Below are 23,953 nucleotides of genomic sequence, written 5' to 3' on the forward strand. Positions count from 1 at the left end.
TGGATTTGTACAGTCAGTGGCTATAAGAACCATCGACATGATCAGAAATGTATGGCAATCCAGCAACGAGACCAGTTCGTCCTAGCAGCGACGGGAGATGCTATTCCCACGCGCGAAATCCTCCCCTACGAAGGCGTGACGGATCGGTTCGATCAGATGTTATCTTTGCTTCGCGAAACTGACGCGACGGTAGCCAACTTCGAGGAGATGGTACGACCGGATGACGGATACCCGAACGCTCAATCATCGGGGCTTCACATCGGCGTCTCTCCCGAAATGATCGACGAACTAACCGCGATGGGGTGTGACATCTTTAGCACAGCGTCCAACCATACCATGGATTTCGGCCATGCGGGCATCGAGCACACGATCGCCGAATTCCGGAGCCGAGACGTTCCGTTCGCCGGGATGGGGCGGACCCTGTTCGAGGCACAGAAACCGGCATATCTGGAGACGGCCGCCGGGCGGGTCGCGCTGGTGAACAGCTGTAGTACGGTGATACCGGGGAGCGAGGCCGGCGAGCAGACCGCCGCGATGCCGGGACGTCCCGGAATGAACCCGTTACACGTCGAGCAGATCTATAAGGCCACTGCGGAGCGAATTGAGGCGCTCGAAAAAATCAGCGAGGAAGTCGGCATCGAAAATCTAAAAGAAATCTGGCACGATAGCGCAATCCAGGCTGGGCACGATTGGGACCAGGAGGAGTTCTTCCACTTCATGGATCTCAAGTTCGAATCAGTCGACGAGGTGTCCGAGTGCGGAATCGAGTATCGCGCCAATCAGGCAGACGAATCCCGGATAACCGACTGGATCGAAGAAGCTCGCAATAACGCAGACTGGGTCCTCATGGCTCATCATGGACACGAAGGGGTCGACGGTCTCGGAGGGACTAACGCGACGAAGGAGACGCCCCGATTCATGACAGAGTTCGCGAAAAATTGCATCGACGCCGGCGCAGATGCGTTCATCGGGACGGGACCACACGTCATCCGGGGAATCGAACTCTATCAGGACTGCCCCATCTTCTACTCGCTTGGAAATTTCATCATCCAGTTCGACACGCTCGATCGCCTCGGGCCGGTCACGTACGATATGTTCGGGATCGACCAGTATTCGAAAGCGTCCGTGGCTTACGACGCCTGGGGGTTCGACGAGGACGGATCTCCTCAGGCGTACGTCGCCAACGACGGCTGGTTCGAGTCGTTCATCCCGGTCTGTCGATTCGACGGTTCCGGAGATCTCGAAGAAATCGAACTGCATCCGCTCGATCTGCAGCAACGTCAATCCCGGCCACAGCGCGGAATCCCCGTACTGGCGGACGAGGAAAAATCGACCAGAATTCTCGAGGATGTCGCCTCCCTTTCAGCCGACTTCGGAACCGAAGTCGTTTACGAGGATGGCGTTGGACGCGTCGAGATTCAGTGAGGTGCGTTTCCGGCCAACTACCGCCGTCCAGAGAAGAGATTTCCGAGAAGATCAGTCGCGCAGCTGAAACGGTTTGCACCGTCGCTTAGGCCACCAATTTCCCTTCTTCCGAGCCATCGGTCGGATAGCTACCGTAATCACAGATAGCTCTCCCCCTCTGTCAGGTAATCTGCGATCTCCGTATACGGTTACAGCGAACTGCATACTGTTCGATCGTTTGCAAAAACTCTATTAGTAATTCATCGCAACTGTAAACGATGCCATGTCTAACATCGTAAACCGAGACGAGCCCTATTTCTTCGAAAGAGAGTTTCGAAACTACGAGCACCTCCACGATGAATTCGAATGGGAGATACCGGATCAGTTCAACATCGCAGAGTACGCCTGTGACCGGTGGGCCGCAGACGAGGGCGAGCGAGACGCAATCTACCTCGAAGACGCAGACGGCAGTCGGGCAACCTACACCTACAAAGAGTTAGAGGATGCTGCAAATCGACTGGCCAACGTTCTCACCGAGCGAGGTATCGAAACGGGAGACTGCGTCGGGATTATCGCTTCTCAGCAGATCGAGACGATCATCAGCCATCTCGCAACGTGGAAGATCGGTGCGGTATCAGTTCCGCTGAGTACGCTATTTGGGCCTGAAGCCCTCGAATATCGGCTCAGCGACTGCGACGCCACGGCCTGTATCGTGGACGAAGACAATATCGATAACTTACGCGAAGTCGCAGCCGGGCTAGACGACCTATCAGTTACGCTCACGGTGGGCGACGTAACCCCGACCGACGGCGAGACGGCTTTCTGGAACGTGGTCGAGGAGGCAGCTCCCACGTTCGAGACAACGGAGACAGATGCGGAGGACAACGCACTCATCGTCTACACGAGCGGGACTACCGGGAATCCGAAAGGAGTCGTCCACGCCCACCGCTACGTTATTGGCGCGCTAACCGGGTTTTCACTGGTGTTCTGTAACGGCGAGCTCCATGACGACGACATATTCTGGACGCCGTCCGACTGGGCATGGATCGGATCGTTGCTGAATCCCCTGCTCGGTGGCTTGATTTACGGTCGAAAAGTTCTCGCGTATAACGGTGGATCGTTCGACCCGGAAGTCGCCTTCTCGCTGATGTCGGAGTACCAGATAACGGGTGCGTTTTTCGCGCCAACCGCCCTCCGAATGATGCGCAAAATCGACGATCCCACCGAACAGTGGGATCTAACTAGCACCCGATCGATGATCGTCGGCGGTGAACTCGTCGGCGAGGGCATCCTCGACTGGGTCCAAATGACGTTCGGCGGCGATGAGGATATCGCCGTCCACAACGGGTACGGACTCACCGAAGCACAGAACATCGTCGCAGAAACAGCGGCATTCGACAAGGTCCGAGAAGACAGTATGGGGGTGCCGATGCCCGGCCACAACGTCCGAATCCTGGACCCAGAGACCGCCAAACCGACCGTCGATCGGGGTGACGTCGGCGAGATTGCAATTCAGTACGAGGGAGATCCAGTCTGTATGAAAGAGTACTTGAACAAACCAGAGAAAACATCGGCAACCATCAAGAACGGCTGGTTCCTGACAGGCGACCTGGGGGTGCAGGACGAAGACGGGTACTTCTACTTCCACAGTCGGAAAGACGACATCATCATCAGTTCCGGGTACAAAATCGGTCCAGAAGAGATCGAGGATACGCTCGCCAGTCACGACGCCGTCGTCGACGCCGGCGTCGTCGGCGTCCCCGACGACGAACGTGGCCACGTTCCGAAAGCGTTCATCGTCCTCACCGACAAGACGGAGCCGAGCACCGAGGTGAAATCGTCACTCAAATCGTTCGTGAAAGACCGTCTCGCGAAGTATGAATACCCACGTGATATCGAATTCGTCGACGAACTGCCGATGACGGCGTCGGGGAAAATCAAGCGAGCGAAACTCCGCGAACACGCGTAGTCCGTCGGTTCGTGGTCCTCTCGTCCGAGTCGTGAATCGAGTCGGTTGAAATTGCTGTGGGAGGCATCTACACTACACATCGTCGGCCATCTCATCTATGGCCGTCCGATCTGTTTTGCCGATCTCGGTCGTTGGGACGGCATCTACGAACGCGATGGTCCGCGGCCGCTTGTACGGAGCCAGACGCTCTTTCGCCCACTCGATGATCTCCTCCTCGGTGACAGATTCGTCGGATAGTTCGACGAACGCAACAGGTTCTTCGCCCTTCTCCGGGTGCGTCTTCCCGGCGACGGCGGAGTTCTCGACGTGCTCGTTGTCCTGGAGGACGAGTTCCACTTCCTCGGGGACGACCTGGTAACCGCTGTACTTGATAAGGTTCTTCTGGCGACCCAGGTAGTAGAGGTAGCCGTCGTCGTCGAGGTAGCCGATGTCACCTGTCAGGAACCAGCCGTCCTCGAGGGCGTCAGCGGTCGCCTCCGGATTGTTCCAGTACCCCTTCAGTAACGATGGACCGCGGTACATGATTTCGCCCTCTTCCCCACGCGGAAGTTCCTCCCCAGTCTCGGGGTCTCTGATGACGATTTCGCCGCCGTAATGCGGAAGGCCAACGAACCCTTCTTCGACGATATCCATCCGGTTCGTGAATGTGACGCCGTTGTGCGCCTCGGTAAAGCCGTATCCGCCTTCGAGTACCCTGGACCCGGTGAGTTCTGTCCACTCATCACTGATCTGTTCGGTCAATTTCTCGGAGAAACTCACCGCCGCGCTGTACTTGAAGGATGTAAGATCGTACTCGTTGCGGTCTGGATGATCGAGAATGTCGTTGACGATGGATGTCGTCATGTAATTTCGCGTGGGCCGGTATTCCTCGGTCAGCGCCATCATCGTCTCTGGATCGTAGCGGGTCATCAGGATGACCGTTCCACCATGGATGACGACGGCATCGAGGCTCAGACACTTCCCGCCGATATGATAGATGGGGAGCGTCGCGAGGTGGCGATCGTCGACATTGAATTCCCACACAGTGGCGATGTTCACCGACTCGATCAGCATCGTCTCGTGTGTATGTTCACAGCCTTTGGGCAGCCCGGTCGTTCCGCCGGTGTACACCAGCGTGGCCGTATCATCCATCGATACGTCCACCTCAGGCGGATCTGGCTGCGTGGTCTGGAACACCGACGCGAGGTACCTATTTTGTTCGTCCGTAGGTTTGCGATCCTGTTGGGTCGCCGCCGACATCGATTCGTGAATGTCAACCGCGGGCTCGTCGGGGAGAAACGTTTCGTAACGAGTGTAGATCACGTCACGAATGCTCACCTCATCAACGACTGATTCGACCACGTCTGAGAGCGAATCGTGCGCCAGGATGACATTTGCACCTGTGTCTTCGATCTGATACTTGAGCCGATAGGTCTTCGAGAGCGGATCACACGGGACTGCGATCATTCCGAGTTTGTACGCCGCATAGTAGCCGATGTAGAGTTGTGGACAATTGGGCAGGTACAGGAGCAAGACGTCACCAGCACTGTATCCCTGTGCGGCCAGATGGGTGGCAAGCCGATCCGAAAACCTGTCCCACTCGCGATAGGATATTTCTCGCCCGTAGTAGTTTATCGCCACGCTGTCCGGTTGATTTCGGGCATGATGGCGGAGGTACTGATGGACCGGTACCTTCCCGAGGGGGTAGTCTGGTTCATCCGGGATGCCGTCAGGAAAGTCCACAGTCTCCGCCGAGACGCCATATGTATACTCCGAACCTGTCATGGCATGCAATACCAATTCAACCGGTATAAAATCAAGGGCGTTGTCTCGCTTCCCTGCGTGGGGACGACAGCATCTGGCGCCGACCGTCAAAACAGGATGCTGCCGTGCTTCTGATCCGGTGACGGCTTCGTTTCGTACGTCTCCAGCCTGGCTGCCAACTGTTTGCGGAGTCGCGCAGCGGGAATGAGTTCATCGATAGCCATCTTGGAGCTCAGTTTGAAAATATCAATATCTTGTCTGTACTCCTCGCGTTTGTCCTCGATGAACTGTTGGCGTTCCTTGGGATCGTCGATCTCCTCGATTTGATTCGCGTAGACGGCGTGAATTGCCGCTTTCGGCCCCATTACTGCTATTTCGGCGCTCGGAAGGGCGATGGTCGAGTCAGGCTCGAAGGCCGGACCGCTCATGGCAAAGATGCCGGCACCGTAGGCTTTTCTGACGACGACACAGAACCTCGGCACGGTTGCGTTCGAAGTCGCGTAGATGAACTTCCGTCCTTTCTGGAGGATCCCTTCGGATTCGACTTGCCTCCCGACCATGAAACCGGGCGTATCACACAGATAAACCAGTGGTATGTTGAACGCGTCGCACTTCCAGATGAAACCCGCTGCCTTCTCACTCGAGTCGGGATAGATCGCCCCGCTCCGCGTGTTAGGCTGATTAGCGAGCACGCCGACGGGCCGCCCGTCGATGCGACCGAATCCTGTGACTAGTTCGGAAGCGAATGTGGGTTTGAATTCGAGCCACGAATTGTCGTCGATGACGCAATCGATGAGTTCGTGGACGTCGTAGGGAGTGTTCGGGTTGGCCGGGATAACCGAATTCGTCCGTGACGGGTTCGTCGACGGTTGGGATGGTGACGTCTTCGGCGGCAGTTCTGTGTGGTTCTGCGGAAGGTACGAGATAACATCCCTGATCCGATCTGCGGCTTCGAATTCGTCGTCGACGACGAGGTCTACGCTACCCGACTCGGTCGCGTGTATGTCCGGTCCGCCTAGATTCTGCAAGGTCGTTTCCTCGCCAGTAACTTGTTCGATCATGCGAGGACTCGCAATTGACATTGCAGACATCTGGTCGACCATCATCAAGAAATCACAGAAGACGGGCGTGTACGCGGCCCCGGCTACGCACGGACCGTACAGGACGCCGATCTGAGGGATGTTCCCAGAGGAGCGGGCCTGGTTGAAAAACGTCTTGCCGCCGCGGTAACGATCGGCGAACAGCCCCGATTGATCGGTAATCCTGGCACCGGCGCTGTCGACCAGAAACAGAATCGGAGCACCGACTTCTTCCGCTCGTTCCTGGATGCGAAGCTGTTTTTCGGTGCTCATCGTGCTCCGGGTGCCGGCTTTCACCGTGTAGTCGTTCGCGATAAAAAACACCGTTCGGCCGTCGATCGTTCCGCTTCCCGTGACGATACCATCTGCCGGAAGCCGGTCGTCTGAGTCATATCTGGCGAAGGTTCCATCCTCCCAATTGATCTCGTCGAAGATCAGATCGAGTCGTTCCCTGACGAAGAGTTTCCCTAACTGCTCGATCTTCTCGTGGCCCCGTTCGGGGCCACCTGTGAGAATGTCGTCGATCGCTTCGACCACCCGCCGCTCTCGTTCCGTCTGGATCTCCTCGTCGGTCGGCCCGTCGTCACCCGTCTCTGCTGGCCCGTCGTCACCCGGCTCTGCTGTTACGACCGTTTCGTCGCTCGTCGTATCAACGAGTTCGATAGAGTGGCCGAAGTGGTTCGCGACAGCCGTGACGATGGCTATCGCTTCGTCAGATGTCACAGTATCGTCTATCGAGATTTCCATGCCGCCACAATTTCCAGGGCTTACTATTATCTTTTGGGTGTTTGCTCAGGTATTGTTCAGATTAGCCGGATGCACGCGACCACATCGGATATCGAAGGTTCCGAGAACACGGACAGTATCTGAACGCGATGATCAAGTCGCATAGAGATGACCACGGACCCCATCGATGGCTTCAGTGTCGCTTCTCGTCTGTCAAATCTGACTCAAGACAGTCGTTAGAGTCGACGATACGAACGAATTCGGGCAGTCACGCGTCGGGATGGGCTGGATCATCATTCGGACTGCCTCCGAACAGTGCCTTCGTTCACGCATCAAATCTCGATGTCCGGGTCACGACTGGAGTTGAACAACGATGAGAAACGGACTGTACATCCTACTATGTGATGGTCGGTCAGAAACCAGATCTGGCGAGAACACCCTGAATCGATGAGCAGTTGGCTGGTTTTCACAACTATTTTAACTTGCATAAGTGAAACCGCCACTATGGATTCTGACGACCGGTTGAGTATCGAACAGAAACTTGAGGAAATCCAACAGCTCAAAGCGGAAGTATCCGACGGCAACCGGCCGGAAGCCGTCGAACAGCGCCGGGAATCTGGCGCACTCACGACGCGGGAGCGCATTGATCATCTCTGTGATGATAACAGTTTCGAGGAGGTCGGGAAACTGGTTTCGCCGATGCCGAGCACACCCGAGACGTACGACTGGACCCGAGAAGACGCACCCGCCGACGGCCTGGTCGCCGGGGTCGGCGAGATCGACGGAACGCCAGTCTCGATCGCAGCGAACGACTTCACCGTCAAAGGCGGGTCTGTCGGGAACACCGGCAACAAGAAGATACAGCGCGTGCTCGATATCGCAGTCCGCAACGGTCACCCCGTGATCCTGCTCATGGAAGGCACGGGTGGCCGGATCGAGGAAGGCCTCGACTCCCGCGCATTCGCACAGGGTGACAACGTCGGCATTTTCGATAGACTCACGAAACTGTCGGGCTGGGCGCCGATCGTTTGTGCCATCCTCGGCCCGGGCTTCGGTGCGCCGACGAACTTCTCAGCGCTCGCAGACTACGTGGTCATGCACTCAGAGCGCGGGTCGATGGGTATCGTTGGCCCGCCGCTCATTCGCGCTGGTCTCGGAACCGACGTCGAGTACGAGGATTTCGACGCCGAGTTTCACACCCGCGAGACTGGCATGGCCGACCGCGCCTTCGAGACCGAGGAAGCGTGCCTCGATTCGATCACCACGTTCCTATCGCACTTCCCAAAAAACGCTGACGGCCAACCGCCGGTCGACGAGGGGTACGAACAACCCTACACCGATGACGTTGAAGCGCTCATCGACGTCGTGCCGTCCAACCCGAAGAAGGGCTACGACATTCACGGCGTCCTTGATGGGATCGTCGACAGAAACTCGCTATACGAATTGAAGCCAAACTTCGCGCGAAACATCGTCACCGGCTTTGCGCGCATCGAAGGCCAACCTATCGGCATCGTCGCGAACAATCCGAGATTCCTCGCGGGATCACTCGACGTCAACGCCACCCACAAGACAGCCCGGTTTATCAGTCTGTGTGACGCCTTCGATCTTCCTATCGTGTTTCTGGCCGACACCCCTGGGTTCATGCCCGGTCTCGACTCGGAACGCGAGGCGATCGCCCGCCACGGTGCGAAGGTCCTGTACGAACTGAGCCGGGCGACGACTCCCATTCTTAATGTGACCATCCGCCGGGCCTACGGACTTGGGTATTTTGCGATGGCCGGAGGCGAAACTGTTGACAACGAACTCAGGGCAGTCTGGCCGTCGGCGGAGATCGCCGTCATGGGTATCGACGGTGCTGTCGACGTGGCCTACCGGCGCGAAATCGAAGCCGCCGACGATCCCAAACAGAAACGACAGGAGATCATTGACAAGTTCACGGATCGGACCGGTCCGGTTCGGGCTGCAGAGCACTTCGGCGTCGACAAAGTGTTAGATCCGAGGGAAACACGAAAAGTCGTTTCGAGAGTCTTAGCGAGATCTTCGTCCCGGAACCCCGATGGCTGGCCGTCGAAAAAACACGGAGTTACACCGATCTGATCGGGAGTTATCCGTATCGACCGCCGTCCGACTCTACACCCAACTCTATCTTCGCGATGTCGCCTTTCTGTTTGTCGACGATGTCTTCGAGCGAAAGCGTTCGAGCGTTCCGGAGGATCTGCCCCGAGCGGTAGCGTTCACTGGTGGCCCGTGCGCCACACACCTGAAACATCCGCGTCGCGGCTTCGACGCTCGTGTCTGCGGCCGTCACCTTCGCGATCTTGATGGCTTTGGAGGCTTCCTGTCCGAGGTCGGGATCCTCTTCGAAGGCTGCGAGGCGGTCGCCGGCCCAGTAGTTCAGCTGTCGCGCGGCTTCAATTTGGCTCCGCATGTCGCCGACTCTCAGCTGGACCTGTTCGTCGTGACTCAGTGAGGGCAAGTTCGCTGGCGGCTTGGATTCGTTCTCCAGGTACCACTTTGTGAAATCCAGTGCCGATTGAGCGATACCCGTCATGAGCATACCGAAGATCAGTGCGAACGACTGCGGGATGTGGGCGTATGCGGAAATGTCCCCTGGCCCGCCGATGGCGTGGTCGTCTGGAACGAAGACGCCGTCGAACTCGGCGAGACCACTGGCGGTCGCGCGCTGTCCCATGGAGTCCCACGTGTCCTTGATGGTGAGGCCATCGGCGTCGTCCTCGACGACGAGCAATCGGATATCGGACATATCCCCGCCTTCCTCGATCGCGTAAACCATGTGGTAGTTAGCGTATGTCGAGTTCGTCGCGAACCCTTTGACTCCGTTGACCTCCCAGCCGCCGTCGACGCGAGAAGCCGTCGTATCGAACTCCGCGAAACTGGTCCCTTCCTTCAACACTTCGGGTTCGGTCGCATAGAACCCGAAGACGTCTCCGTTTTCGGCGACCTGCTCCGTGAAGTACGCATGTTGCTCCTCGGTCCCGATCTCTTTGATCGTCGCCAGCGCGACGGAGTGCGTACCAAAACTGTGAGCAGTGTTCGCACAGGCTCGCGCGAACTCCTCTAACACCTCCAGAAAGAGACGGTAATCGCCGCCAGGTCCGGCATCGTATCCTCCGTAGTCCGTTCCACCTCCGAGGGCAAGCAAACCCTTCTCGTGGAGCAGTTCGAAGTTCTCCGCGGGGAATTCGCCTTCCTGATCGACTGCAACAGAGCGCTCTTTGAGCACTTCCCCACACTCATCAACTTTCTGTCGTAAGTTTTCCTCCATATAGAACACCCCCGCAAATCAAGGACAAATAATTTTCGAATTCCATGTCAAACAATATCATTCAGGAGTCGGCCCCCAACACGTCCACGAACCGTCAGCCGTAACGTCGGTGTCCGCCACCGATCATCTGAACTCGATTCATCCCACCCAGTTTCGCACCGATGACGGATTGTCCTGTGACCACTTACACAAGCGTTATATCATGACATACTGAATTTGCTGGCGGCACCTGATGAGTGTACAAAAATTGTCTAGCAGGCGACAGGTTAGCTTCGTGCTCGCCTTGGCGGAACTGCTGACTATGTCACTCTGGTTCAGCGCCACGGCGGCGGCACCAGAACTGGCGGCTATGTGGGAATTGACCCCAGGCGAAACCGCGTGGCTCACTATCGCCGTCCAACTGGGTTTCGTGGTTGGAGCACTTCTGTCGACCCTTTTCACCCTCTCTGACGTCTTTAAACCACAACATCTGTTCGCCGGTTCTGCGTTCTTCGGAGCCGGCGTCACGGTGATCATTGCTGGGTTCGTAAGTAGCGCAGTACCGGCCATCATCCTCCGGTTCCTCACAGGAATGGCATTGGCAGGCGTGTATCCACCTGGAATGAAGATCATGGCCGGCTGGTTCCAGGAAAGACGCGGATTTGCCGTGAGTGTATTGATTGGATCTTTGACACTCGGTTCTGCGCTCCCGTTTTTCCTCAGGGGATTCGGCGGCGTCGGGCGACCGGAGGTCGTCCTCTACGGCGCCGCAGCCATGGCAGTCGTTGGGGGGTTGCTCGCACTACTCCTCGAATCGGGACCGCACCAGGCGCCCGCAGCACCGTTTGACCCGCGTGCCATTGGACGGATCGTCAAGGAGCGGGGAACGATGCTCGCGAACGGTGGATATTTCGGCCATATGCTCGAGTTGTACGCCGTATGGACCTGGATTCCTGCATATCTGACGGCGAGCTTTGCCGCGAACGGGAACGTCGACAAGACGTCCCAATTCGTGTCGTTTCTCGCGTTCGCCACAATCGCCGTCGGCAGTGTCGGCGCCATCGTCGCAGGATGGGCGGCCGACAGGGTAGGGCGGACGGCGGTCACGAGCGCGAGCATGGCGATCAGCGGAACAGCCTGTCTCGCTGCAGGATTCCTCTTCCACAGTTCGGTATTCGTTCTCATCCCGTTCCTCTTGATCTGGGGCTTCGCCATCGTAGCCGACTCTGCCCAGTTTTCCGTCTGCATCACCGAACTCACGGACAAACGGTACGTCGGTTCGGCGTTGACGTTCCAGACTGCGATCGGGTTCTTGCTCACGACTGTGACGATTCAACTCACACCGATTGTAGCCGACGTCGTCGGGTGGCAGTGGGCGTTCGCCCCGCTGGCCATTGGACCAGCATTTGGCATCCTCTCGATGCTGTACCTGCGGATAACGCCGGAAGCGCTCCAACTCGCCGGCGGCCGAAAGTAGGGCTGCCGCCTCGCCATTTCCCGCGAGACATCCGCGCGTAATCGGCGGAAATGGAAAGCGAGCTAAACCTTTTTACCCACTCATTCCGATATAACGCCACAGCCGAGCATAGACAACCATTAACATGGAAGTAACATCTCGAACTACATGACCGAAGAGACGAACGCGATCGAAACTGGCAACGACCACCTCAGCGTCGAGCAGTCAGATGACGGGTACGTCGTATGGGCGACGCTCAATCGCCCCGAATCGCACAACGCGTTATCGATGCAGATTCGTGAGGGACTGCTCCGCACTGCCCGGGCGATCGACGACTCACCAGTGCGCGTGCTCGTGATCCGCGGAGCAGGCGGTACGTTCTGCTCCGGCGGAGATCTCGACTCGATGGGCGAGAAGACAAAGGCGACCGACTATCAACAAGATCTGTCACTGGCCGACCTCGCTTCGGCCTTCGCCGACTTGAGCGCGCTCACAGTCGCCGCCGTCGAAGGGTACTGTCTGGCTGGCGGTCTCGGTCTGGCGTCGTCGTGTGACTTCGTCGTCGCCGACGAGGAGGCGACTTTCGGCACGCCGGAGATGAACACCGGGCTATTTCCGATGCAGGCCATGGCCGCGATCATGCGAGTGGTCGACACTCGGAAAGGCCTCCAGATGCTGTTCACCGGCGAACCCGTCGACGCCGCAACAGCCGAGAAAATCGGCCTCGTGACCGAGTTGTTCGAAAGTGGTGACTTCGAATCGGCAGTTCGCGAGTACGTGTCGACCCTCGCCAACAACAACCCAGTCGCTATTGAGATGGGAAAGCGGGCGTTCTACACGCAACGTGACATGGATTACGACGCCGCCCTTGAATATCTACGTGACGCATTCGCAGTGCTCGTCGTCAGCGACGAGGCGCGCGAGGGGATCCAGGCGTTCAGAGACGACCGCGATCCTGCATGGGCAAACAGATGACGGTGAAAATCGCGAATGCATCCGGTTTCTGGGGAGATAACCCGGACGCACCCGAATCGATGCTCGAGAACTGTACCGGCTTGGACTATCTCACGTTCGACTACCTGGCCGAGGTGACGATGACGGTCCTGGCTCGCCAGCAGGAGTCGGATCCGTCGTTGGGGTACGCTCGGGATTTTCCGCGCCTCCTGGCGGACATCCTCCCGACAGCGCTTGACGATGACGTGACAATAGTCGCGAACGCGGGCGGACTTAACCCGTCTGCGTGTCGTGATGCAATTCTCGACATCGCAGCCGAGCAGGGCCTCTCGGTACGCATCGGAACGGTCTCGAACGACGACTTCCGCGACGACATCGACTCGTTCGACGACCTCCGTCACATGATCACCGATGAACCGCTCCCCAGTGATGCGGACGTCACGGCCGCCAACGCATACTTCGGTGCCTACCCCATCGCCAGCGCACTCGATGACGGTGCAGATGTCGTTGTCACTGGCCGCGTAATCGACGCAGCAACCGTCATGGGCCCACTCATCCACGAATACGGCTGGGAGCCAGCAGACCACGACGAGTTGGCCAGGGGGATGATAGCTGGTCACGTAATCGAGTGTGGTGCCCAGGCGACCGGCGGTAATTACATGGGCGATTGGCGTGACGTGGACTTCGAAACTATCGGCTTTCCCGTAGTCGCTGTCGAACCCGACGGGGTGGCAGAAATCACGAAGCCGGACGGAACCGGCGGCAAGGTAACGCGAGGGACGATTGCAGAACAGCTCCTGTACGAAGTCGGCGATCCGGCGGCGTACACCGGTCCCGACGTAACCGCAGATTTTCAGCACGTCGAACTCGCAAACGTCGGTCCCGACCAAGTACGTATGACAGGCATAACTGGCAAACCGCCAACTGATACGTACAAAGCAAGTCTCCATTACAAGGACGGCTGGAGAGTCCGAGGCGCTCGTGTGTATGCGAGTCCGAATGCAGGAGAGAAAGCCCAACGGGCCATCGAATACATGAAACACATCCCTGAGAAGGCAGATATCGAATATCACCGGATGGAAGCTGAACGGATCGGGATGAACGCACTCCACGACGGAATGGCAGCAATGACGAACCCGGAGGAAGTCGTCGCCAGCGTTAGTATCGAGACACCGACCCGCCAGGACGCGCGTGAGTTCGCCTCGCGCACCATCGCGCTCGGCCTCGGCGGACCGCCGGCATCAGCGCCCCTCACCCCAGGTCGACCGAAACCACGACCGGTTTTTCGGTATCATCCCGTACTCGTTCCGAAATCCGAATTCGATCCGGAAACGGAGGTCGTGTCGGCGTGAAACTCGCCGACATCGCTCACGGTCGATCGGGTGATAAGGGTGACTGTGCTAACATCGGCATTGTCGCGTACGATGACGATGACTTCGCATTTCTCCGATCCTTCCTGACCGAAGAACTGGTAGCCGACGTATTCGAAACGTTCTTGCAGCATCCGGAGTCGTCTTCAGTCGACCGGTTTGTACTTCCCGAACTCGGAGGCCTGAACTTCGTGCTCTACGGCTCGCTGGACGGCGGAGCCAGCGAATCGCTCCGAACCGATGTCCAAGGAAAAACATTTGCTGCGATGCTATTGAGAGTAGATATAACTGAGCCGTACGCCACATTCGACGGATAATTGTTTCTAACCCCCCGAAATTCTGATTTGAATCCCAAAATACATCCTGAAACTACCGCAAGTTACAATTTTCTAAATTAATAATTACATATTTAATTTGTAAGGAATTCTCGTTGACTGAGTGAGACAGTGATGGGAAACACAAATGGCCTACCGGATACCACATAGCCACAGGCCTGAAAGAGACAATTCTACTGGATATTGGTATCTCTTACCAAAGCTTTATCGCCGATAAAACGTTGCTGTTTGCATATGTCACAAAAGACTCCGGACGAACCGCGGTCGATCAAGGCAATCCAGACAACCGGGAAAATAATAAACGCGCTAGAGAGCCAGAACGGAGCGGGTGTGACAGAACTTGCCAATCTTCTGAACGTTAGCAAAGGGACTATTCACACCCATCTAAACACACTGCGCCGAGATGGGTTCGTGACCAAGGACGAACAGACGTACTATCTCAGTCTCCAATTTCTAAAGCTCGGTGAGAGTGCGAGGCAACGGTACGACTTCTCCGACATCCTGTCTCGAGAGGTCGAAGAACTGGCTAACGATTTGGACGTCAGAGCGCAGGTGCTCGTCAGTGAAGGCGGGAAAGGTGTGTGCCTGTATGTCAGTTCGGGACCAAACGCAATGAAACAGTCGCTCACTACCGGTGAATTCGACCATCTCCACTACACCGCAGCCGGGAAGGCCATCTTGGCGCACTTACCGGAGGAAAGAGTTTCCGACATCCTCGACCAGCATGGGCTTCCCGCACCAACGGAGAACACGATTACCGATCGGGACAAATTGTTCGAAGATCTAGAGAAGACACGCCAACGCGGATACTCCGTCAATCGCGAAGAGAAAATCCCAGGCCTGGTCGGCATCGGAGTACCGTTCAGGAACAAGGATGGCTGTGTCCTCGCCTCCATCAGTGTCGCTGTTCCGTCGTCCGAAGTGACCGGCACGAATCGCGAAACAGAGATTGCAAACCGCGTCCGCCAGTGTAAAAACAAGGCAGAGGTCAATCTACGGCTCAGCAGCAGACGATAATTAGGCCAGCATCACCACCCAACGTTTTCACCCGTCAAATACCGCACCGATTCCGGCATTACCACGAGTCGAATCATCTGGCATGCTCAGGAAGAAAACTCAGATGCTACCTATGATGGGGAATGTTCTTCGCTCGGCGGTTCTGCACGCGCTGTGAGTGACAATTATCACGGTGTATTCCACAAGACGACCTGCTCTTCGACGACTGAACGCCTGTTACTGGCTAGTCAGATCTGACCTAGCGGTGAACTTAATCGATCCACTGCCACTCCTTACCCCCGTCGACGTCGATACAGGCCCCATTGACGAAGCTGGCTTCCTCAGATGCGAGAAACGTCACGACGTTCGCGATCTCTTCGGGTTCACAGATCCGGCCCTGGGGGAAAACGTCAGGGACTTGCTCTTCGACGTCCTCGATCGGGAGATCATACTGCTCGGCGACTGTCGCAGTGAATTCGTCCCACCGATCGGTTCGAACTGGCCCCGGATTCACGGCGTTGATCCGGACGTCCGCCCCGTACTGTTTCGCGATCGCGCGGGTGAAGACGATATCAGCCGCGTTGGTCATTCCACTGGTCAAAAAGTCCGGCTGCGGGTAAATACCACCGGTGCCGATGACGTTGACAATGGCGCCGTTGCTCTCGACGAGATGTGGGAGTGCTGCCTTCGTGCTCCGGACGTAGCCCATCAATTTCAGATCGATCGCCTGAGACCAATCATCCTCGCTCAGTTGCTCTAACTGGCCCGGAGGGGAACTACCTGCGTTGTTGACCAGGACGTCCAGCCGGCCGTAGTGATCGATCACGTCCGCGATGAACTGTTTCGGCCCTGCAACCGTGCTTAGATCGGCAGATATCGGGTGACAGGCGACGCACTCGTCCTCGATCTCGGCAGCGGCCTCCTCGAGGGCATCCGTCCTTCGAGCGCACAACGCGATGTCGGCGCCTGCTCGTGCAAAGCGCTCGGCTGTGGCTTTGCCGATCCCTTTGCTCCCACCCGTTATCGCGACGACACGTCCGTCTAATGCGTACGACATAGCGGATCCTCGCATGCGGTGATTGTAAATGTATGTAGATGTTACTGGTCTCACAAATGACGTAGATCATACGGCTGTTGGATGGGGATCAGCTTCGAACCGGTCGCCGTTTCGAATCATCCGGACGGCAGTTATTTACTGATTCCTTTCTAACGGTTGGGTATGTCCACATGGAGCGAAGTTACTCCTTTGGAGGACTTCCGCCAGATACTGACGAAGGACGGAACGCTGCAGAGAGAACCGCCAGACCTCGACGAAGAGATACTTCTTGAGGCCTATATCACGTTCATCAAGACCAGGAAATTCGACGAGAAGCGGATGCGGATGCAACGCCGTGGAGAGGTCCATCACGCGTCACGGACGCTCGGCGAGGAAGCGGTGGCGATCGGTTCGGCCATCGCGATGGAGCCCGACGACTGGTCGTTCCCGTCGTATCGCCAAACGGGCGCTCTTCTGTACTGGGGGGTGCCGATGGCGGGCATGTTCGCAGGGTCGCTGGGTGCCGAACCGGAGACCATCGACGAATACCTGTCAGTCGACGCCAATCCTTCGGTGAACGTCGTCTCGACCGGCCCGCCGCTGACGGTGAACGTGACCAACGCCGTCGGCAGCGGTATGGTCGACGCCCTGAGCGGAAGCGACAAAGTCACGCTCACCTTCCTCGGCGACGGCTCAACCAGCCAGGGAGACTTCCACGACGCGATGAATTTCGCCGGCGTGTTCGACGTGCCGACCGTGATCATCTGTCAGAATAACCAATGGGCCATTTCAGTTCCGCGTTATCGCCAAACCGGCTCAGAGACGATCGCACAGAAGGGAGAAGCGTACGGCATTCCCCACGAACGAGTCGACGGGAACGATATATTCGCCGTCTACGAGACGGTCCAGGAAGCAGTCGACCATGCCAGGGACGGTGGCGGACCGACCTTCATCGAGGCAGTCACCTATCGTCGGCGGGAACACAACACATCCGACGATGAGCGAGTTTACCGCGACAACGACGAGATGCGCGAATACTGGGAAGAACGCGATCCACTCGACAGATTCGAGAAATATCTAGAAAGGGAAGGTATGCTCGACGAAGACCGGAAGGCGGAGATCGAACAGGCAGTCGAACAGGAGATAACGGAAGCGCTCGAACTGGCTCGCGAAGTCCCGACGAGTGACCCCCAACGGATGTTCGACAGCCACATCCGCGGCGACTCTTGGAACATGCGCCAACAGCGCGCCGAACTCTCCGCAGAACTCGATGGACGGAATCCGTTCGTCGACGTCCAGGAGGGTGATCACGAATGAGCGAGCCTCAGGAAGTCGGCAAATCACACGAAAATCTGAACATCATCAGCGCGGTCAACCAGACGCTCTATCAGGAGATGAGCCGAGATGACGACGTTCGGCTGCTCGGCTACGACATCGGCCCGATCGGCGGCGTCTTTCGGGCGACTGATGGCCTGGTCGAAGAGTTCGGCCAGGACCGCGTCGTCGACACACCGCTGTCCGAGAACGGCATCCTCGGCGTGGCGGCCGGCATGGCGATGCGCGGCGAACGGGTCGTTCCAGAGATCCAGTTCATGGGTTTTCTCTACCCCGCGTTCGGGCAGTTCATGTACGTCGTGGCGAAAGCTCACAAGCGATCCGGCGGCAGCATCGATCTCCCGATGACGATTCGGCTGCCCTACGGTGGCGGCATTCAGGCCGTGCCCTTCCACTCAGAATCGACCGAGACGTACCTGATCCACACGCCCGGTATACGGGTAGTTTGTCCGAGTACGCCGTACCAAACGAAGGGACTGCTCGCCGCGAGCATCCGGTGTGACGACCCCGTGGTCTTCATGGAACCGAAGGCCATCTACCGTGAACAGACCGAACCTGTCCCGGAAAAGTCCTACACATTGCCCCTCGACGAGGCCCGCGTTGTCAGCGAGGGAAGTGACGTCACTGTGCTTACCTGGGGTGCTATGGTCAATCACGCAATCACGGCGGCTGAGAACGTCGACGCCGACGTGGAACTTATCGATCTGCGTGCACTCTCGCCAATCGACTACGAGACGATATTAAACTCCGTACGGAAGACGGGACGCTGCGTCGTGTTACACGAGGCCCGACGCACACTAGGATTGGGCTCGGAACTCTCGGCCCGAATCAACGAGCACGCGATCGACTGTCTGAAAGCGCCGATCAAGCGGGCAACCGGATTCGACATCCACTACCCGGGTTACCGGATAGAAGACGACTATTTGCCCGACTCGACGCGTGCCGAGTGTGCCATTGAAGCAGTAATGGACTATGAGTACTGATCCGAAATATGCTCGTCTGAATAGTTTCCAAACGCACATGACCCCCCGATACGAGAACCATGACTGAATTCAAATTCCGCCTTCCTGACGTCGGCGAAGGCATCACGGAAGCAGAAATCGCTAACTGGAACGCCGAACTCGGTGACGAGGTCGAAACGGACGACCTCCTGCTCGAGATCGAGACAGACAAGGCGCTCGTCGAGATAACGTCCCCCTGCCCGGGGGAGATCACTGAAATCCGGTTCAAGGCCGGTGAAACCGCGAATGTCGGCGACGTGATCGCCGTCATTGAAACTGAGAACCCTCCAGAACAGATCGGGCACGAGGACCAGGATGTGGGGGGACAATCCGCCGACGATGCAGCAGGTGACACCGCTACAGACGCTGCCGGAACCGGTGCAAATCCAGGCACGACGGCCGAAGGTGCCGCCGCCCAGCAGGCATCCGCCGATAACGAGCCGGTCGCTAGAACGGCTGACGAAGGAACAGACAACGAGTCTGGTGTCGACGGTCGAGTATTCGCCGCGCCGCACACCCGTCGGTTCGCGCGGGAAAACGACGTCGACCTGACGGCGGTGAGCGGGACGGGCCCCGGCGGTCGCGTCACAAGGGGCGACGTCGAAGCGCACCTGCAGCAAGACAGCTCTACCGCCGAGGTTCAATCGGATACCGTCGGCGGGACGGACGACCCGGCACCCGCCTCTTCATCCGAAGACGTGGTCCGGACCCCGATGCGCGGCTTGCGCAAGACAATCGCTGATAACATGGCGGAGTCGAAGTCGAAAATTCCCCATGTATCGTCGGGGTACATGGCCAACGCGAGCGAATTCATGTCGCTCAAAGACCGACTCGACGACCGGTACGACACCCGAATCACGTACACAGCACTGATGGTGAAGGCTGTAATCCCCGCGTTACAGGAATTCCCCGAGCTGAATGCCTCCATCGATGATGAAGCAGGCGAAATCGTCGAGAAGCACTACTACAACATCGGCGTCGCCACGCACACAGAGGATGGTCTCATCGTGCCCGTGATCCACGACGCCGACGAGAAGTCGATCGTCGAGATCGCCAGGGAACTCGAAACGGTCGTCGAATCGGCCCGGGAACGATCGCTGGACACCTCGGACATCACGGATGGAACGTTCACTATCACGAACACCGGGAGCCACAGGGGACACGGTCGAAGCACATTCGGCACGCCGATCATCAACTATCCCCAAACCGCGATACTCGGGATGAACGCCATCCGCAACGAAGCCGTCCCGGTCAACGACACGGATGTCGAAGTTCAAAAGTGCCTCCCACTGACGGTCTCGTACGATCACCGGCTTATCGACGGTGTGACCGGTGCCGAGTTCATGTCCTACGTCATCGAAAACGTCGAGAACAAGGACGTCTTCCTGTCTCGACTGTAAGCCCAGCACCGACACCGATCTTAGCGGGCTACTGCGTCTGCAGGCGAAGATAGTTATTTATCGATGGCCTGTGACCCATGAATCGTTACCGATGGTTGGTACAGATTTCGAGACCGTCCGCTGGTCGTTCGATCGCGACTCGGGGATCGGTCGACTCGTCATTGACCGGCCGGAAAAGCACAACGCGATCTCCGAGCAAGTCGCCGAGGAACTGGGTGCCGGCCTCGACGCGTTCGAGGCAGTCGACGAGGACGCCGACCAGGCGATCGTCCGGGCAGTCATCATCGAAGGCGCCGGCGAGGCGTCGTTCTCCTCCGGAGCCGACATTTCTGAGTTCCCCGACGTCGATCCCGCGCAGTCCGAACTGCCACGGATCTGGGATGACGCGATACAGCAGTTCGCCCCGCCAGTGATCGCGAAGATTGACGGCATCTGCTTCGCTGGTGGGTTCGAGATCGCGCTCGCGTCGGACTTTCGCATCGCAAGTCGCCGGAGCACGTTCGCGATGAAAGAGAGCAACATCGGGATCTATCCCGGTGCAGGCGGGACTCAACGCCTCTCGCTCTTGGTTGGGCCGAGCAGGGCGAAGGAACTCTGTATGACGGCCGAGGAGATTTCCGGCGAGCAGGCTCTCGAGGAGGGGATCGTCGACTACGTATATCCCGCAGACAGGCTGGAAGCAGAGGTTCGCCAGTTCGCCGAACAGATCGCCGATCGCCCGCCGCTGGCCGTTCGGGCGATCAAGGATGTCGTCGACAACTCACTGGAAACCGGGCTTGCCGAGGGACGAAAGTACGAATTCCGCCGCAACCGTCTCCTGTTCGCATCCAAAGATGCCGATATCGGGATCGAAGCCTTCCTCGAGGGCAGGGAACCCGAGTGGCGCGGTGAATGACCCGTCTGCATCCGTAAGCCTCTGATCGAAGCGTCGGGGTGCCCTCGATGTCGATGGCTCCGAACAGCCTGCAGTGAAGCACAGCCGACCCTCCTGGGAACGTTCGGCTACGAAGGACGCGAACAGAATAGACAGCGATTTCTGAGGGCGCGTCTCAGTTGTCTCGAACTATTTCGCGGAGTTCGTCGGACTTCGCGCGGTGATTTTCGGGAAGTTCTGGCCCGCCACGGCCGACGATTTCCCGGTGAGTGCCGCCGTCGTACTCTTCACGAAAGAGGCCGCGGCGCTGCAGTTCGGGAATCAGGAAGTCGACGACGTCCTGAATAGTCCCCGGGGAGTCCGCCTGCGTAATCATGAAGCCGTCTGCCCCCGCATCTCGCCACGGGAGAAGTTCGTCGACGACCTGTTGTGGGGTGCCGACCGGAGTGGGACTTCCATTGCCGATGCCATAGCGTTTGCCGGCTTCGCGGAGGGTCCAGTCTTCATCGGCACCGAGTTGCGCGAACGCGTCGAACAGGCCAACGGTCCCATCTGCGCTATTGCTGATGCCTTCGCGGATATTATCGATAGGTTCGTCGAGGTCGTGTTGCAAGAAGTCGTAATTCATGTGCTCCGACATCTTTGCGAGCGACGCCTCGGGGTCGATCAGGTCGTAGACGGTCTCGTACTTGGCCTGTGCCTCTCGTTCTGTCGGCGCCACGAACGGCACGATACCGAGCAGGAGTTTGATGTCGTCACGGCTCCGGCCGTTTTTCTTCGCTTCCGTGGTAATGCGGTCGACGTAGGACTCCATGCCATCAGGACTGAACTGGCGGGTGAATGCGACTTCAGCGTGTTTGGCCGCGAACGCGACGCCACGATCAGACTGCCCGGCCTGGTAGAGCACGGGCGTTCCCTGGGGGAGCGGTTCGACCTGGGGATAGGCCTCCGAGTCGAAGTATTCTCCATGATGAATGACCTTGTGAACCTTCTCGGGGTCGGCGTACTGATGAGGGGATACGTCCGGTTGGCCCGCGACGATCGCACCGTCCTCCCAGGCGTGCTCCCAGTACTTGTAACACAGGTCCATGTACTCTTCAGCCCTGTCGTATCGCTCGTCGTGCGCTGTGGGTTCCTTGCCGATCGTTTCGACCATCGTCGGGTTGGCAGAGGTGACGATGTTCCACGCGAACCGCCCGTTGGTGAGGTGATCGAGCGTTCCCAGCCGACGCGCGGCGATAAATGGATGGAAAAGCTCCGTGGGGAAGGTTGCGGCGAGACCGATGTCATCGGTGACGTCGGCCATGGCGGCGATGACCGGAAGCGGGTCGTTTACTGGCCACTGTATGCCGTGATAGGTTGCTCTGTCAAGGCCACTTTCATAGGAAAGAGATGTTCGGGCGAACCCGTCTGCGAAGAACACAGCGTCAAGTTTCCCCCGTTCCGCGGTGCGAGCGATTTCTTTCCAGTACTCCAGATCTTTGTACTGTAGCGATCGATCACGCGGATGGGTCCACTGCGTGTCTGTATGAGACGACTTCGTGTTCATCCAGAATCCGACAATATGGAGTGGCTCGTCGGCCATACCCGGAAGGTTCCTTTCATACTCTAATAAAGATTGGGGGATCAAAAAACCGGGTAATCCGGGCGCTGTTGGACCTGACAGTGTCGATTCGTTTGAGATGGATCTCGGCTGCCGAGTGCGGCAGACGCGACATCAGTCGGGAAAACAGCGTGAATGGGCCCCATTGACCCGCAGGACGGCTCAACGAGTCGCCGATAGCTCGCAACCGCTATGGATTGGACCTTGTTATCAAGTTGGCATCATCTGTCTGGCGGGTCGTTGGCTGCTTTACAGTCCCCAGGCAGTCTCGGCTGACGCCCCGCTCGTCTTGTATTGGCCGCGTGCGAGGGCGACGACCTCGTCGTCGGCCGTCACCGTGACGTCTACCGTCGCAGTGCTGTCCCCGTTACGCTGGACGGTTCCTTCAGCGTACAGGTCATCAAGTGCGGGCGCGACATAGTCGATCCGGAGATCGACCGTCGGCGTCAGGCCAAAGTCGTTGGCAGATGAGACAGCCCAGTATCCGACAATATCGGCGATCGAGGCGGTGAGCCCCCCGTGGGAGATCAACCGGTTGTTCACGCCAGAGTTGCGCTCGGTCAGCGGGATGTGGCCGCGGGCGTATCCGTCATCGGCTTCGAGGAGTTCGAAGCCGATCAGTTCGTAGTACGGTGGTTCGGATTCTCCTATTAATTTTGAGACATCCATACCGCCATACACGCCTACTGGCCCCTTAAACCCACCTTCAGCGTAATGACCATCGCGATTCCTGACACACCGAACTACGCACTGAATTCGACGTCTGTCGCTTGTCGGAAGATGCCGTTCTCGGAGAGGCCAATGGTACTGAGGGTTCTTTTCTCGGTAAAATCTGGCCACATCGATAGCGCGAGCAGCCTCGTCAGCACCGGCGACTACGCACTCACTCGCCACCTCGAGTACGTCAGTGATCAACAGCTCTGGGATGGGAACCGCCACGGTCTTTCAAGGCAACTGCCGGATAGAACCGAGCCCACATGGACTTGCAAACGGGTCGCCGTCTCCGCGGCGAATCCCCGCGAGGAAGCCGAGACACTGAGACTTGTCACCGTCAGGCCCGCGCATGTCGGCGCGTTCGAATGCGATAGCGATCACCCGTGAAACGCACCATCCAAGCACTTCGCCAACCAGACCGTTGGTTCCGACCTTATGGAAAATTCAAGGCTAAAACCCCGCCCTTCAGGACGGGGGGATGGCAACTTTCGAGATACCTCGATGCGGCGAGAGCTGCCGTCACTGATGCGACAGTGGCCCTCGCAGGTATTGACGTGGACCTCTTCGTCGGCGTATCACCGTCACGGTGGATGCCGCAGCCAAAGTTGATCAATCGGCAGGCGGTCGAGCAAACGTAAATGGATTTGATCTAGCGGCCCAGTCTGCTATCATCATACATTCTGACATACATAC

Annotated in this window: 19 protein-coding genes and 1 pseudogene; 13 read left to right on the top strand and 7 right to left on the bottom strand. The window is 57.8% G+C overall.

All coding sequences use genetic code 11. From position 1 onward, the window contains the following. Positions 1 to 51 precede the first annotated feature (51 nt). Together HYG82_RS42365 and HYG82_RS42370 are read left to right on the top strand one after the other, a co-directional pair. A complete protein-coding gene (locus tag HYG82_RS42365) occupies positions 52 to 1,425 on the top strand; it encodes a CapA family protein (RefSeq protein WP_235218150.1) in 1,374 nt (457 codons plus the stop codon). Positions 1,426 to 1,687: 262 nt separating this feature from the next. Continuing rightward, positions 1,688 to 3,373 carry an acetate--CoA ligase gene (locus HYG82_RS42370; protein ID WP_235218151.1) on the top strand — a complete coding sequence of 562 codons (1,686 nt, stop codon included), beginning with the start codon at positions 1,688 to 1,690 and terminating at the stop codon, positions 3,371 to 3,373. Positions 3,374 to 3,445: 72 nt separating this feature from the next. Here HYG82_RS42370 and HYG82_RS42375 read toward each other — a convergent pair whose 3' ends face one another. Together HYG82_RS42375 and HYG82_RS42380 are read right to left on the bottom strand one after the other, a co-directional pair. Continuing rightward, the gene (locus HYG82_RS42375) at positions 3,446 to 5,137 is read right to left on the bottom strand and encodes an AMP-binding protein (protein ID WP_235218152.1); all 1,692 of its coding nucleotides are present in this window, start codon (positions 5,135 to 5,137) and stop codon (positions 3,446 to 3,448) included. A gap of 86 nt (positions 5,138 to 5,223) precedes the next feature. Further along, positions 5,224 to 6,942: an acyl-CoA carboxylase subunit beta gene (locus HYG82_RS42380; RefSeq protein ID WP_235218153.1), complete on the bottom strand. Its 1,719-nt coding sequence runs from the start codon at positions 6,940 to 6,942 to the stop codon at positions 5,224 to 5,226. Between the two features lie 483 nt (positions 6,943 to 7,425). Here HYG82_RS42380 and HYG82_RS42385 point away from each other — a divergent pair, with 483 nt between their 5' ends. Continuing rightward, positions 7,426 to 9,018, top strand: a complete 1,593-nt coding sequence (locus tag HYG82_RS42385) for an acyl-CoA carboxylase subunit beta (RefSeq protein WP_235218154.1) — start codon at positions 7,426 to 7,428, stop codon at positions 9,016 to 9,018. Between the two features lie 7 nt (positions 9,019 to 9,025). Here the strand turns inward: HYG82_RS42385 and HYG82_RS42390 are convergent, their stop codons facing one another. Beyond that, positions 9,026 to 10,207, bottom strand: a complete 1,182-nt coding sequence (locus HYG82_RS42390; protein WP_235218155.1) for an acyl-CoA dehydrogenase family protein — start codon at positions 10,205 to 10,207, stop codon at positions 9,026 to 9,028. A gap of 232 nt (positions 10,208 to 10,439) precedes the next feature. On the opposite strand from HYG82_RS42390, the gene HYG82_RS42395 reads away from it, so the two are divergent. From HYG82_RS42395 to HYG82_RS42415, 5 genes are all read left to right on the top strand, one after another. After that, positions 10,440 to 11,663, top strand: a complete 1,224-nt coding sequence (locus HYG82_RS42395) for an MFS transporter (protein WP_284145053.1) — start codon at positions 10,440 to 10,442, stop codon at positions 11,661 to 11,663. 147 nt (positions 11,664 to 11,810) lie between these two features. Then, the gene (locus tag HYG82_RS42400; protein WP_235218157.1) at positions 11,811 to 12,617 is read left to right on the top strand and encodes an enoyl-CoA hydratase/isomerase family protein; all 807 of its coding nucleotides are present in this window, start codon (positions 11,811 to 11,813) and stop codon (positions 12,615 to 12,617) included. Beyond that, positions 12,602 to 13,948 carry an acyclic terpene utilization AtuA family protein gene (locus HYG82_RS42405; RefSeq protein WP_235218158.1) on the top strand — a complete coding sequence of 449 codons (1,347 nt, stop codon included), beginning with the start codon at positions 12,602 to 12,604 and terminating at the stop codon, positions 13,946 to 13,948. Before HYG82_RS42400 ends, HYG82_RS42405 begins: the two co-directional genes overlap by 16 nt. Continuing rightward, the gene (locus HYG82_RS42410; RefSeq protein WP_235218159.1) at positions 13,945 to 14,283 is read left to right on the top strand and encodes an AtuA-related protein; all 339 of its coding nucleotides are present in this window, start codon (positions 13,945 to 13,947) and stop codon (positions 14,281 to 14,283) included. Before HYG82_RS42405 ends, HYG82_RS42410 begins: the two co-directional genes overlap by 4 nt. A 252-nt stretch (positions 14,284 to 14,535) precedes the next feature. Beyond that, the gene (locus HYG82_RS42415; RefSeq protein WP_235218160.1) at positions 14,536 to 15,318 is read left to right on the top strand and encodes an IclR family transcriptional regulator; all 783 of its coding nucleotides are present in this window, start codon (positions 14,536 to 14,538) and stop codon (positions 15,316 to 15,318) included. Between the two features lie 250 nt (positions 15,319 to 15,568). Here the strand turns inward: HYG82_RS42415 and HYG82_RS42420 are convergent, their stop codons facing one another. After that, entirely contained in the window at positions 15,569 to 16,354 is a 786-nt protein-coding gene (locus HYG82_RS42420) for an SDR family NAD(P)-dependent oxidoreductase (RefSeq protein WP_235218161.1), read from the bottom strand. Between the two features lie 162 nt (positions 16,355 to 16,516). Between HYG82_RS42420 and HYG82_RS42425 the strand changes: the two genes are divergently transcribed. From HYG82_RS42425 to HYG82_RS42440, 4 genes are all read left to right on the top strand, one after another. After that, entirely contained in the window at positions 16,517 to 17,650 is a 1,134-nt protein-coding gene (locus HYG82_RS42425; protein WP_235218162.1) for a thiamine pyrophosphate-dependent dehydrogenase E1 component subunit alpha, read from the top strand. Next, entirely contained in the window at positions 17,647 to 18,651 is a 1,005-nt protein-coding gene (locus tag HYG82_RS42430) for an alpha-ketoacid dehydrogenase subunit beta (RefSeq protein WP_235218163.1), read from the top strand. The genes HYG82_RS42425 and HYG82_RS42430 overlap by 4 nt, the downstream gene beginning before the upstream one ends. A 59-nt stretch (positions 18,652 to 18,710) precedes the next feature. Next, entirely contained in the window at positions 18,711 to 20,069 is a 1,359-nt protein-coding gene (locus HYG82_RS42435; protein ID WP_235218164.1) for a dihydrolipoamide acetyltransferase family protein, read from the top strand. Positions 20,070 to 20,160: 91 nt separating this feature from the next. After that, complete coding sequence (locus HYG82_RS42440; RefSeq protein ID WP_235218165.1) at positions 20,161 to 20,964, top strand: enoyl-CoA hydratase/isomerase family protein; 804 nt, start codon at positions 20,161 to 20,163, stop codon at positions 20,962 to 20,964. 154 nt (positions 20,965 to 21,118) lie between these two features. On the opposite strand, the gene HYG82_RS42445 is transcribed toward HYG82_RS42440, so the two are convergent. Together HYG82_RS42445 and HYG82_RS42450 are read right to left on the bottom strand one after the other, a co-directional pair. Then, positions 21,119 to 22,528: an NtaA/DmoA family FMN-dependent monooxygenase gene (locus tag HYG82_RS42445; RefSeq protein ID WP_235218166.1), complete on the bottom strand. Its 1,410-nt coding sequence runs from the start codon at positions 22,526 to 22,528 to the stop codon at positions 21,119 to 21,121. A gap of 267 nt (positions 22,529 to 22,795) precedes the next feature. Beyond that, a complete protein-coding gene (locus tag HYG82_RS42450; protein WP_235218167.1) occupies positions 22,796 to 23,215 on the bottom strand; it encodes a PaaI family thioesterase in 420 nt (139 codons plus the stop codon). Between the two features lie 132 nt (positions 23,216 to 23,347). On the opposite strand from HYG82_RS42450, the gene HYG82_RS42455 reads away from it, so the two are divergent. Beyond that, positions 23,348 to 23,647 carry a hypothetical protein gene (locus HYG82_RS42455; RefSeq protein ID WP_235218168.1) on the top strand — a complete coding sequence of 100 codons (300 nt, stop codon included), beginning with the start codon at positions 23,348 to 23,350 and terminating at the stop codon, positions 23,645 to 23,647. A gap of 78 nt (positions 23,648 to 23,725) precedes the next feature. Here HYG82_RS42455 and HYG82_RS44755 read toward each other — a convergent pair. Continuing rightward, positions 23,726 to 23,835: pseudogene (locus tag HYG82_RS44755) on the bottom strand (IS1595 family transposase); the annotation flags it as partial. Between the last annotated feature and the right edge of the window lie 118 nt (positions 23,836 to 23,953).

The organism is Natrinema halophilum (assembly GCF_013402815.2).
GTDB lineage: Archaea > Halobacteriota > Halobacteria > Halobacteriales > Natrialbaceae > Natrinema > Natrinema halophilum.